We start from the raw sequence: 13,131 nt of genomic DNA on the forward strand, positions 1-13,131 counted from the left end.
CAACAAAAGCTGCATATCATATTTTTGAAATGTAGCTTTTTTGGCTACTTTTAGCTTCTACAAAAGAAAATAACATGAAAACCACACATATTTATTCGCTTAGTCTCTTATGTATAACTCTGGCTATGTTTTCTTGCAAAACAGACCAAAAAAGCAATACAACAATTACTAAAGAAATAAGTTTCACCAAAGAAGGAGAACTATCTTTGTTTACTTTAGAAGACTCGATCCCTAAACTTATTACCCAATTAGATATCGAAATTGCCGATTCGGATTATGAACGTGAGACAGGCTTGATGTACAGAAAAACTATGGAAAATAAACAAGGAATGTTATTCATATCTGAAGAAAATAAGGTTCAAAGTTTTTATATGAAAAACACACTAATTCCATTAGATATTATCTATATAGATCAAGGGTACAAAGTAGTAAGCATTCAAAAAGAGGCAAAACCTCTTGATGAAAAATCTTTAGTTTCAAAAGGTCCTGCCAAATACATTCTTGAAGTAAATGCGAAACTAACTGATCTCTGGAATCTTAAAACAGGGGATTCTATTTCCTTTTCAAAACTTTAGATACTAAATCTTCTTTTATCATATGACTAACCTAGTTTTAAAAATAGTACTTGTCCTATGTATTTGTTCTGTAACACATATCGGCGCTCAAGAAAAAAATGGAGCCATACAAAAACATAAAACTATAGTTAATGAAACTATTGATAGACTAACAAAACTACAGGGAGATTATTACAACAAAGGTGAATATGAACGATTCAAAATATTTACAGATTCTATTTTACGTATTGCAAGAAAAAATAATCTAAAGGAGATTGAAATTGATGCAATCACTCGGCTAGGGATTTACTATAAAAAGAAAGCTGAATATGACAAAGCTTTAAACTACTACCTGAAATCTTTAGAATTAGTTACATCAATACCTGAAAGCTACAAGAGGCGCACTGTTATTTTAATTAACCTGGGAAATATCTATAATGAGATTGGATATCACAATAAAGCCAAATTAGTATTTGAAGAAGCACTAGGGTATATAAACAAGCACGGGGGACCAGACATATATAGAATGGCTACTTATTCAGGTTTAGGAGAATTAACCGTAGCCAATACTAAATATAAGGAAGCATTAGAATACTTCAAAAAATCAAAAGAAATAGGAGAAAAACTTAAACGCAATGATATCATTGTATCTGCTCTAAATAGTATAGCCGATAGTTATTATCAATTAAAACAGTATGAGCAATCTGTAAAGTATAGTGAAGAAGCATTAACACTAAATGATCAAAAGCTATCTAAAGAACTCAATGCATCAACACATTATAATATGGGTAGTGCACTGATAAAACTTAATCGATTAGAGGAGGCAGAAAAACCCTTACAAGTGGCTTTGGGACTAGCTTTTACGTATGAGTACAGAAGAACAGAAATGTATACGCACAAAAAGCTTGCTTACATATACGACAAACTTGGAAAGTTTGAAAAAGCTGTAAATCATCAAAAAGGCCATGATCGTGTAAAAGGATTATACTATAATTCTTTGTCCAAAGCCAAACGTTTAGAAACAGAAATAGAGATAAAAAAAATCGAAGAGGACTTAAGAGAAATATCTAGAGAAAAAAAGATACTCTATCTCTGTAGTATTATTTTTATTTCAATATTGCTATGCGTATTGTTTTATTACCTTAGAAAGAATAAAAGAGTTAGTCAAGAAGCCGAGCAGTTAAAAAAGAATCGGATACTTTTAAGGAATGAAAATGAAACACTAAAAACAAACCTACAGATTCTTGCTAAACAAAATTTAGCCTTAAGTTCATCAAAAGAAAAAACTCAAATTCCTTATCAGAAATCTTTATTGTCACAAAAAGATAGAGAGATTTATATGAAAAGATTCTTGATTATATGGATAACGAAAAACCATATTTAGATTTTGAAATCAAACAATCAGATATAGCCAAAAACTTATCTATGACCATTCATCAATTCTCTGAAGTATTAAATGTTTGTCTAGAAAAAAACTTTAATAGTTTTATAAATCTTTATCGCGTAAACGAAGCTAAAAACTTAATAAAAAACCCAAAATATAAAGACTTCAAAATTTTAGCAATAGGATATGAAGCAGGTTTTAATAGTAAAACATCTTTTAACAGAGTATTCAAACAACTAGTGGGGAAAACTCCTTCAGAATACAGAGAAGAATCTTTAAAACTTATAACATTATAAGGATTTATAGTTCCTTTGAAAAAGTCAATCAATATTTACAAGATATTCTTACACTCGCTCAATCCAAAGTATAAGAGTATCAATGAATATCCTAAAATTGTCTAGTCAACATTGATTATAATAATAGTAATAATTATACCTTTTTTACAAAAAGAAGTCTAGTTAGTTTTATCTCTCCACTAGTTAAAGAGTTCTAACACATCCACATAATTCAGAAGATATTGATATCCAGATAAATACACCAACAAAAGATAATTATATACAACCATAAGGTAATTTAGTTAAAGTTTTCGCTTATTTTAAACAATAACTTGTTGTTAACTAACACTTAACACAAATATCACTATGAAAACAAAGTATTTATTTACCCTACTTGTTTATTTAACATTTCTGGGAGTAACCGCTCAATCACCTATACAACAAAACCCCGGAGCGTGGGAAGCTGTACCCGAAATTACTGATGAATTTAACAATCCATTAAACACTAACAAATGGAAATTCGGACACCCATTTTGGAAAGGAAGAACACCTTGCTTATTTGGTCAAGGCAGAAATGCCTATACTAGAGATGGAGAGTTATGGATGGAAACGTCTGTCCAAAACAGAAATGGTCAGGGAGATTATCTTAGATGTGGTGCTATATATAGCGCATCGAAAGCCATGAAACAAGGAATGTATATAGAAGCTCAATACAAGGCCTCTGGACTACGAATAGGTTCGGGGTTCTGGTTAGTAAACAATGATCTGGATGCTAACCGTAGAGCCGATGAAATCGATATTCAAGAAGCATTTGGAGGTATTGCTTCAAGAAATCAACATAATACAAACGTTCACAATCCACAACCTAATTTTACAAACGATCAACCACAACCGCAATCATTTACCCTACCTAACGGAAAAACAGTTAGTACTGATTTTGTAACCTACGGATTACATTGGGTCGGTAGAAGTCGAATTCATTTTTATTTAGATGGAAATTTAGTAAGAGACTTAGTTACAAACAGCACTCTTGAACCCATGCATGCTTTGCTTAATACAGAAACCTATAGTTGGATGACACCTTTTCCCTCTATCCAACAGGTCGAAGGTGCTATAGATAACAGATACCAAAAGGTTGCTAGGTTTAAATACATACGAACTTGGAAACCAAAATCTGGGGGCGGTAACCCTCCTGGTGGCTCTGGATGGGTCGAAATTGGTGGAGGCGCTTCAAACGTATCTGTTGATAATGCTGGTAAAGCCTGGGTGGTTGCCGCAGGTGGACAGATGTATGCAAGAAATGGTAATTCTTGGAGTTTCATTAGAGGAAATGTACAAGATGCTGGCGCAGGACTTGGTGTTTCAATTACAGAGACAAATAGCCAGATTTCTTCAAAAAATAATAATAGCATTAATAATAACTTTAGTAGATTAGGAGGTACAGCATTAAAAGTAGATGTAGACAATCAAGGTAGAACATGGGTAGTGAATGCTGGCAATCAGATTTACAGGAGAGATGGAGGAAACTGGACACGAATTCCTGGCAATGCCGTAGATATTGGTTGTAGCGGTACTAGTGGCTCTATATACAGAGTTGATTCTAGCGGTAGAATTTTCTTTTATAATAACAACAGTTGGTCTCAAACCAGTGGTGGCGGAGCAACAAGAGTTGATGTTGACAGACAAGGAAGAGCATGGGTAGTAACTAATAATAACACCCTTTATAGATATAATTCTTCTAACAATACTTGGACCAATATGAGACAAAATGTAAATGATGTCGGATGCGGTACAGATGGATCGGTATGGATAACAGACGTAAATACCAAAATTTATAGAATGGCCAATGCTGCCAAGTCTGTAAAAATAACATCAGATACCAGCGCTTTTAGCTTATCCGCGGTACATGAAAGGTATGGAAACATTGATTTAAATATTAAGTCTCAAAACGGAGGTGATCTTAAAGTTGATGTATATAGTGTTTTAGGTTCAGGTCAAAAAGTATATTCAAAATCTTTTAACACTCCTTCGACAAATCTAACTGTTCGACTAATTGAGGGAACTTTAGCTTCTGGAATGTATATTGCCAAAGTTGTACTTAACGGTGAAACTAAAACGATCAAATTTGTTTTATAACCTATTCAATATTTAAAAAGTATGATTGGTTTTCACTAAAACATTAGTATTGGTATTAACATTAAAAACCCCCAAGAATTTAATTCTTGGGGGTTTTTAATATTATCAAAGACGTATAGTCAAAATTCTATAATAGTCTCTATCAATATTTAAAAAAAGGGTTCAACTATAAAAGTTAAACCCATTGAAATTACTTTTTCTTTTCTTCTTCTTTTGGTGCTTTATCTTTAAGTCCAACTTTCCTAATTGTATCATGCATTATTGGTGTTGCAATAAACAATGAAGAATACGTACCTACTAACACCCCTATTATTAATGAAAACATAAATCCTCTTAAAGGCACAGCAAATATAAAGATAGCTATAAGCACTAATAAAGTAGTTAACGAGGTGTTTAACGTACGACTTAATGTACTATTTAAAGCTCCGTTTACATTTTTATCTAATGACCAGCCAGTATGTTCTTTAAAAAACTCTCGAATTCTATCAAATACCACCACCGTATCATTCAATGAATATCCAATAACCGTTAATATGGCTGCAATAAATGCTTGATCAATTTCCATATTAAACGGCATGAACTTATAGGTAAGTGAGAAGATCCCTAATACAATAAGAACATCGTGGAATACAGCGGCTACTGCTCCTAAACTAAATTGCCATCTTCTAAATCGTAATAAAATATACATAAACACTACAATTAATGACCCTAATACAGACCAAAAAGCTGCTTGTTTAATATCATCGGCAATAGTAGGTCCAACTTTCATAGAAGACATAATACCTACCTGTTTATCTTCATCCCCATTAGCAAACTGATCATATGTCAATCCATCTGTTAGATAAGGTTGTAACGCAGCATATAGTTTATTAGAAATTTCTGCATCAACTTCTTCACCTGTTTCATCAACCTTATACTTTGTTGTAATTTTTAATTGATTATTTGATCCATATGTTTTTGCTTGAGCACTCTCAAAAGTTGCTACAAGATCTTTTTCAACATCTGTAGGTACAACATCTTTTGCAAAACGCACAGTATATGTTCTACCTCCTACAAAATCAACACCATAATCCAACCCTTGAGTTGCTAATGAACCTGCTCCTGCTAAAATGATCACTAAAGAAATTGCGTAAGCAACCTTACGTTTCTTTAAGAAATCAATATTTACATTTTTAAACAAGTTCTTAGTTGCTCCCGTAGAGAATGCAAGTTCTTTACCATTTTTACCATAACCATCAATAAACAATCTTGTTACAAAAATCGCTGTAAATAATGATGTAAGAATACCTATTAATAATGTAGTTGCAAAACCTTTAATTGGACCTGTACCAATAATCAATAAGATTAATCCTGTAAGACCTGTAGTAATGTTTGCATCTAAGATTGAAGATAATGCATTACTAAATCCATCTTTTATAGCATCGGCTTGTGACTTGCCTTTAGCAAGCTCTTCTCTAATTCTTTCAAATATTAACACGTTTGCATCCACCGACATACCAATGGTTAATACAATACCTGCAATACCAGGTAACGTTAATACTGCTTTTAAACCAGCTAATACACCAAAAATAAATAGAATATTAACTACTAAGGCTACATCTGCAAAAGCACCTGCTTTACCATAGTAGAATATCATCCAAATTAATATTAATACTAATGCAATAGCAAATGACATAATACCACTGTCAATAGCTTCTTGACCTAAAGATGGTCCTACTACTTCACTTTGGATAATATCTGCTGAAGCTGGTAATTTACCTGCTCTTAATACATTTGCTAAATCTTGCCCTTCTTCAATAGAAAAATCTCCGGTGATCTCACTTCTTCCTCCACTAATTGCTCCTGTAGTAACACCTGGTGCAGAATACACTACATTATCAAGCACAACTGCAATTTGACTTCTTTGCGTAAATGCTCGACCTGTCATTTCTTCCCATTTCTTAGCTCCTTTACCATCCATTTGCATAGTAACAGTAACTTTACCAACCTGGTTAAATTCTTGTCTTGCATCTGTAATAACTCCACCACTTAATTCTGGGCTATTATCACGATTGCCTTTAATAGCATATAAATCTAAAATCTCAGAATCTTTTTCTGCTTTACCCCATGCAAATTTCGCATATCGCTGCTCTGCAGGTAATAACGCTCTTACTTTTGGATCATTAAGATATGCCATGAACTGATCAGCATTCTTTTTTAATACAGAAACAAGTACTGGACCTCCTTGACCCCCTTGACCAGCAACAAGATCAAATAAAGGATTTACTTGAGTTTCTATATTTGTTGAATCTTCTGCATCTGCTAATAGATCATCAATTGCAGCATCTGCATCTGTTTTAAGAGAGTCAACTTGAGTAGTATCTACTTTTGTACTATCTACTTCTGTATTCTCTTCAACATTTTCCTTAATCTTATCAACCTTATCCGTTTGTTCTTTTAATAAGTTATTGGCAGAAAACAAGAAAGAAAACATTTCTTCAGACTTGTACACGTCCCAAAATTCAAGTTGAGCTGTACTAGTTACTAAACTTCTTACACGCTCAATATCTTTGGCACCTGGAAGTTCAACCAAAATACGCCCTGATTCTCCCAGACGTTGAATGTTTGGTTGAGTAACCCCAAATTTATCGATACGTTTACGTAACACTTCAAATGCAGAAGCAATAGACTCATCTATTTTCTTTTTAAGCACTGGCTCTACCTGATCGTTTGTCATATCATAAATGATATCATCACTCAGGTTTTTGTTTGCAAAAATATCTGGAGATGCTAGTTTAGCATCAGGAATTTTACCGAACTCAGTAAAGAAATCGTCTATATAATTATTCTGACTATTTTTTTGTAGCTCGTCTGTAGCTAGCAATGCTTGGTTAAAAGATGGATCTTTAGAATTATTTGCTAATCCTTTTAAAATATCTTTTACAGAAATTTGTAGAATAACATTAATACCTCCTTTAAGGTCAAGCCCTTTATTAAGCTCTTTATCCTTTGCATCGTTATATGAAATACCAGCAAAGATTTCTTCTTTACCAATAGAATCTAAATATACACGTTGTGCTACTTCTCTTAATCTAGAAGCATCTTCTCCTGGATGTTTTTGTATAGCATAAGCTTCTGCTTCTTTTTCTTTTGTGTAGGTCAAATACGTATATGATAATTGGTAAATACATACCAAACCAAATAAAACCGCAAATATCCTAACAATACCTTTATTTTGCATTATTGAGTTATTTTAGTCAAATCTATACAAACAAGCATCTTTATAGCTCATTTAAGATTTAACAGTTGTTTATAAATTATTTACTTTTTTGTGATTGAGTGTTATCAGTTTATTGACAACAGCTCTATTGAAAAGTTTACCTGCTTTTTGGCATCACTTTACAAAAGTGATGTGTAACTTTTAATAAAAAACTATAGTAGTAGGGAATCTTTAAAAGCTTCGAATTCCGATTAAGAAATTGGGCCAGCTCTTACCTCGGGAATTACATAAGAAATAGTATCTATTGCTATTGCAATACGATCATTTACTTTTTGAGCTACTCTAACGCGCCGGTATACATCATCTTCGTTTGATAATGTAATAAAATTAAGAGCACTAAAATTAGCATATCCTTCTTGTTCTATTTCTAAAACATATTTCCCATTAAAATCAACATCAGAGTCTAAGCTTTTCTGAAGTTCATAGACATCTAGATTATAGTCTTTAAGATTTTTGTGTTTAGGAAACTGGTTTTCTTTATTATTTTGATCATATAAAACATGATCAAGCGCTATATTTTTTTCTTTAGATAGTATCTTTTTTATAAAACTCGCATCTGCATCACTGTAGTAAGAAATTTTAAGTTTTCCTTTTTCTAGTTCTTTAGAAATTTTTGGATTTTTTACTCCTAAAGATTCTAGTTTTATTTTTACTGATGCTACGGCATTTTGAGCTTCCTGAGAACTAATCTCTATATCAACAAATTCTAATACAATTTCTTGATTTGGTATAACGGCATTATCCTGCATTACAACAAGCGCTGTAAATGCAGTAATCAAAATTCCGAAATACCATTTTTTCTTCATCGTCGCAAATATAAAAAATATAAACTGCATTTATAACCTCTTCTTACAAATATCTATTATCCTTTTCCCAACATTAGTAACTATTTGACATGCAAAAACTTAACACTAAAAGACCCATCTAAAATCACAAAAACAATCAATTAAAACTGTAGCCACAGTATTTCTAAACAAAAAAAGGAGCTACTTCATTCAGTAGCTCCTTATTCTAAAATATTGTTATTTAGATTATAATTCTAATAATCCATTTGTTTTCTTAACACCTTCAGCACTTTCTGCTAATTTTGCTTTTTCAGCATCGCTAAGATTTATTTCTACTATTTTTTCGATACCATTGCTACCTAAAACAACTGGAGCTCCGATACAAAGATCATTTAACCCGTACTCTCCTTCTAAAAGTGTAGAACAAGGAAATATTTTCTTTTGATCACAAGCTATTGCCTGCACTAATCCAGACACTGCGGCTCCTGGTGCATACCAAGCAGATGTTCCTAATAATCCAGTAAGTGTAGCTCCACCTACTTTGGTATCAGCTGCTACTTGCTCTAATCTTTCATCAGAAATATATTCTGAAACAGGAACACTATTTCTAGTTGCCAATCTTGTTAAAGGAACCATTCCTTTATCACTGTGACCACCAATTACCATTCCGTCTACATCAGATATTGGTGCTCCTAAAGCTTCAGCTAATCTATATTTAAAGCGAGCGCTATCTAATGCTCCACCCATACCTATAATTCTGTTCTTAGGAAGGTTTGTGGTTTTATGCACTAGATACGTCATTGTATCCATAGGGTTACTTACTACAATAATAATTGTATTTGGAGAATGCTCTATCAAACTAGAAGAAACTGTTTTTACGATCCCTGCATTGATTCCTATTAACTCTTCTCGTGTCATTCCTGGTTTACGAGGAATTCCTGAAGTAATTACAGCAATATCACTCCCAGCAGTTTTAGAATAATCCCCTGTAGTTCCTGTTATTTTTGTATCAAATCCGTTTAACGACGCAGTTTGCATAAGATCCATCGCCTTACCTTCTGCATATCCTTCTTTGATATCTAACAATACTACTTCTGAAGCAAAATTCTTTATGGCAATATACTCAGCACAACTTGCACCTACTGCACCAGCTCCTACTACTGTAACTTTCATGATATATTTTTTTGAATGAAATTAAAAATTTATTTGTCCCGCGAAAATACGAATTCTTTAATGAATTAATTAACAAATAAAGTGTTAATTACCAGCCAAAACTAAGTCCTAAAGACAGATTATTAAAATTCTGAAGTGTATAATCCAGATTAGCTTTAAAAACTCCAAAAGTCGCTCTAGCTCCTAAAGTCGCCTTTACTCCTTTTGTTTTTGTTTTAACACTAATAGGATCTGTAATTTCATCTGAAGTGAATGGTCCATTTTGAATTTGATATGTCCCTAATAAATCTGCATTATTAGCACCAAAATAATACCCTAAACCACCATAAAAATTGAAAACAGGCATTTTGGTGGATACAATCGTAGTAAGTAACCAAGAGTTAGAATTTAAGCGAACTTCTTGATCTGTTCCTACAACGCCGGTATTTGCATTTAAATCATAAAATCCTTTTACATTTGTATACCCAATTAGGGCTGCAAGTTTAACTGGCCATCTTCTTAATGAATACACCCAATCTGTAACTTCGTGTTGAAATGCTATACCATATAACTGTATCTCTGCATCTTCTACTGCTTTTATTCTAGGTAAAACACGTATCTTAACCTCGGTACTTTTTATTAATCCCATTGATGCTTGAATAAAGCCCGACGGTAAAGATTTAATTACAGAACTCCCTATACCATCTGGTAACACAACTTCTAACTCAGAAGCTTGTCCTTCATTAATAATTACAGAAATATTATCTGTATTATTTCCTAACGTACTTGCTACTGATTGACTAAACTGACCATTACTAAAGGTCAAATTATTATACTCGACTACATTTAAAATAAAGGATTGCTTATCCTCTCTCACAAAAGAAAGGTTACCCACAAATCCCACTTCGAAATGCCAAAGTTTTTTTGTTTTTGCTGTTGTATACCAACCGTTAGACATATTATTAATCAGAGCTTCGCCAGCAGGGGCAAAATAATCCTCACTAAACTTCTGTGCATTTTCGACACCTATTTCAAGGATTTGATCGATATCTGTTTGAGAAAAGGCAACTTGACTCAAACACAAAAGGATTAATACTGTAAGTTTTTTCATAAGTTTAGATTTAATAGGCAGTGCAATATAAAAAAAATCCGCTATACCAAGATATAGCGGATTTTAAATACGTTTTTAAAATACTATTTATGCATCAATATTAGCATAAACGGCATTCTTCTCGATAAATTCTCTACGTGGTGGAACCTCATCTCCCATAAGCATTGAGAAAATTCTATCTGCTTCTGTTAGATTATCTATTGTTACCTGTCTCATTGTTCTAAACTCCGGATTCATTGTAGTATCCCACAACTGTTCTGCGTTCATCTCTCCAAGACCTTTATATCGTTGAATTTTCGAATTTTCTCCATATTCTTTAACGATTCTATCCCGTTGATCATCATTCCATGCATATTGTTTTTTAGCTCCTTTTTTCACTAAATACAATGGTGGTGCTGCAATATAAATATGTCCTGCTTCGATTAATTCTTTCATATAACGGAAAAAGAAGGTAAGAATCAAAGTAGAGATATGACTACCATCGACATCGGCATCACACATAATAACTACTTTATGATATCTTAATTTTGAAAGGTTCAATGCTTTACTATCCTCTTCTGTACCGATTGTAACACCTAAGGCAGTAAATATATTTTTAATCTCTTCGTTTTCAAAAACTTTATGATGCATGGCTTTTTCTACATTCAATATCTTACCACGAAGTGGAAGAATTGCCTGAAACATACGATCACGTCCTTGTTTTGCAGTTCCACCTGCCGAATCACCCTCGACAAGAAATACTTCACATAATGCAGGATCTTGCTCTGAACAATCCGAAAGTTTACCAGGTAAACCACCAATACTCATTACGGATTTACGTTGTACCATCTCACGTGCTTTTTTGGCAGCATGACGTGCCTGAGCAGCAAGAATTACTTTTTGCACAATGGTTTTGGCATCATTAGGGTTTTCTTCAAGATAATTTTCTAACATCTCAGACACAGCCTGAGACACTGCAGATGTTACTTCTCTATTTCCTAATTTGGTTTTTGTTTGCCCTTCAAACTGTGGCTCCTGAACTTTTACAGATACAATTGCCGTTAATCCTTCTCGGAAATCATCTCCCGCTATTTCAAACTTTAATTTATCCAATAACCCTGAAGCATCTGCATATTTTTTAAGAGTAGCTGTTAACCCTCGTCTAAAACCAGAAAGGTGTGTACCTCCTTCATGAGTATTAATATTATTTACATACGAATGTAAGTTTTCTGCATAGGAGTCATTATAAATCATAGCAACTTCTACAGGAATATCATTTTTCTCACCCTCCATAGAAATCACTTCTGCAATGATCGAACTACGACTAGCATCTAGAAATCTTACAAATTCTTTTAATCCTTCTTGAGAGTGAAAAGTTTCAGAAACATTATTTCCTTTTTCATCCTGATGACGCAAATCTGTCAAGATAATCGTAATACCCTTATTAAGGTATGCCAATTCTCTCATACGACTTGCCAACGTATCATAATTATACTCTAGCGTTTGCTGAAAAATACTTGCATCTGGTTTAAATGTAACGATCGTACCATTAAAATCAGTATCGCCTGTAGATTTCACAGGATACATAGGCTTACCTCTTTCATACTCTTGCTCCCATACCTTACCATCTTTATGCACAATTGCATGCAAATGATCAGATAATGCATTCACACAAGAAACTCCAACCCCGTGTAAACCACCAGAAACTTTATAAGAATCTTTATCAAATTTACCACCAGCTCCAATTTTTGTCATTACAACTTCAAGAGCAGAGACACCTTCTTTTTTATGTATCCCTACAGGAATACCACGACCATTATCTTTGGTTGTAATAGAATTATCTTCATTAATAGTAACCTCTATAGCGTCACAATATCCAGCTAATGCTTCATCGATAGAATTATCAACAACCTCATATACTAAATGGTGCAAACCACGAGACCCTACATCTCCAATATACATCGACGGACGCATACGTACGTGCTCCATTCCTTCGAGTGCCTGAATACTGTCTGCTGAATAGTTTTTCTTATTAGCTTCTTCGCTCATAAAATATCCCTTATTAATTATTTTATTTTTTTGACAACAAACAAAGATAAAAAAACAGTAAAAGGATGAAAGGGTTTTACCAAAGATGATTTAAAGAGTTATCAACAATTCGTTAAGAAAAGTACCAGAAAAAGAAAAAACTCGCTTAAAATAGCTAAAAACAACCTTAAACAAGATTTGCTGTTATTTTATAATTTCTATAACATTTCTAAAACTCGATCTGGAGGCTTTAAAATCATTATCATAATTTCTTTGTATCGGTCTACTTTATATTTCCCAACCTCGACCCTCTTTTAGTGTGATCGTTTTCAACAATACATCCCATCAAATTTTTAATTATTTATACAAGTACTATTATTTAATTTACAAATTCAAAAAAAACGAATACGCTTAATAACTAATCCCTAACGAATAATCAACTGTTAACAGGAATTAACACTATTTACA

9 protein-coding genes are annotated in these 13,131 nt (G+C 33.1%); 4 read left to right on the forward strand and 5 right to left on the reverse strand.

The genetic code is table 11. The features are described 5' to 3' along the window. The first annotated feature begins 74 nt into the window (after nt 1-74). The 4 genes from D1816_RS10405 to D1816_RS10420 all read left to right on the forward strand — a co-directional run bounded on the left by D1816_RS10405 (nt 75) and on the right by D1816_RS10420 (nt 4,349). Nucleotides 75-575 carry a DUF192 domain-containing protein gene (locus D1816_RS10405; protein ID WP_118502701.1) on the forward strand — a complete coding sequence of 167 codons (501 nt, stop codon included), beginning with the start codon at nt 75-77 and terminating at the stop codon, nt 573-575. A gap of 22 nt (nt 576-597) precedes the next feature. Then, on the forward strand, nt 598-1,938 hold the full coding sequence (locus D1816_RS10410) for a tetratricopeptide repeat protein (RefSeq protein ID WP_118502703.1): 1,341 nt from the start codon (nt 598-600) through the stop codon (nt 1,936-1,938). Next, complete coding sequence (locus D1816_RS10415) at nt 1,914-2,234, forward strand: AraC family transcriptional regulator (protein ID WP_118502705.1); 321 nt, start codon at nt 1,914-1,916, stop codon at nt 2,232-2,234. Before D1816_RS10410 ends, D1816_RS10415 begins: the two co-directional genes overlap by 25 nt. Nucleotides 2,235-2,579: 345 nt before the next feature. Then, nucleotides 2,580-4,349: a tectonin domain-containing protein gene (locus tag D1816_RS10420; protein ID WP_118502707.1), complete on the forward strand. Its 1,770-nt coding sequence runs from the start codon at nt 2,580-2,582 to the stop codon at nt 4,347-4,349. A gap of 190 nt (nt 4,350-4,539) precedes the next feature. Here D1816_RS10420 and secDF read toward each other — a convergent pair whose 3' ends face one another. The 5 genes from secDF to gyrB all read right to left on the reverse strand — a co-directional run bounded on the left by secDF (nt 4,540) and on the right by gyrB (nt 12,684). Further along, entirely contained in the window at nt 4,540-7,569 is a 3,030-nt protein-coding gene (secDF, locus tag D1816_RS10425) for a protein translocase subunit SecDF (protein ID WP_118502709.1), read from the reverse strand. A gap of 230 nt (nt 7,570-7,799) precedes the next feature. Then, nucleotides 7,800-8,414: a hypothetical protein gene (locus D1816_RS10430; RefSeq protein WP_118502711.1), complete on the reverse strand. Its 615-nt coding sequence runs from the start codon at nt 8,412-8,414 to the stop codon at nt 7,800-7,802. 225 nt (nt 8,415-8,639) lie between these two features. Next, a complete protein-coding gene (gene mdh / locus D1816_RS10435) occupies nt 8,640-9,566 on the reverse strand; it encodes a malate dehydrogenase (RefSeq protein WP_066312572.1) in 927 nt (308 codons plus the stop codon). 88 nt (nt 9,567-9,654) lie between these two features. Beyond that, nucleotides 9,655-10,656, reverse strand: coding sequence for a DUF6588 family protein (locus D1816_RS10440; RefSeq protein WP_118502713.1), 1,002 nt, complete (start codon nt 10,654-10,656; stop codon nt 9,655-9,657). A gap of 87 nt (nt 10,657-10,743) precedes the next feature. Further along, on the reverse strand, nt 10,744-12,684 hold the full coding sequence (gyrB, locus tag D1816_RS10445) for a DNA topoisomerase (ATP-hydrolyzing) subunit B (RefSeq protein WP_118502715.1): 1,941 nt from the start codon (nt 12,682-12,684) through the stop codon (nt 10,744-10,746). Between the last annotated feature and the right edge of the window lie 447 nt (nt 12,685-13,131).

Origin of the sequence: Aquimarina sp. AD10 (assembly GCF_003443715.1) — a bacterium.
GTDB classification, from domain to species: Bacteria; Bacteroidota; Bacteroidia; order Flavobacteriales; family Flavobacteriaceae; genus Aquimarina; species Aquimarina aggregata.

What these genes read in the sequence shown, in the direction of transcription:
- D1816_RS10405 (WP_118502701.1), top strand. Translation starts at nt 75, where the DNA reads ATGAAAACCACACATATTTATTCGCTTAGTCTCTTATGTATAACTCTG.
- D1816_RS10410 (WP_118502703.1), top strand. Translation starts at nt 598, where the DNA reads ATGACTAACCTAGTTTTAAAAATAGTACTTGTCCTATGTATTTGTTCT.
- D1816_RS10415 (WP_118502705.1), top strand. Translation starts at nt 1,914, where the DNA reads ATGGATAACGAAAAACCATATTTAGATTTTGAAATCAAACAATCAGAT.
- D1816_RS10420 (WP_118502707.1), top strand. Translation starts at nt 2,580, where the DNA reads ATGAAAACAAAGTATTTATTTACCCTACTTGTTTATTTAACATTTCTG.
- secDF (WP_118502709.1), bottom strand. Translation starts at nt 7,569, where the DNA reads ATGCAAAATAAAGGTATTGTTAGGATATTTGCGGTTTTATTTGGTTTG.
- D1816_RS10430 (WP_118502711.1), bottom strand. Translation starts at nt 8,414, where the DNA reads ATGAAGAAAAAATGGTATTTCGGAATTTTGATTACTGCATTTACAGCG.
- mdh (WP_066312572.1), bottom strand. Translation starts at nt 9,566, where the DNA reads ATGAAAGTTACAGTAGTAGGAGCTGGTGCAGTAGGTGCAAGTTGTGCT.
- D1816_RS10440 (WP_118502713.1), bottom strand. Translation starts at nt 10,656, where the DNA reads ATGAAAAAACTTACAGTATTAATCCTTTTGTGTTTGAGTCAAGTTGCC.
- gyrB (WP_118502715.1), bottom strand. Translation starts at nt 12,684, where the DNA reads ATGAGCGAAGAAGCTAATAAGAAAAACTATTCAGCAGACAGTATTCAG.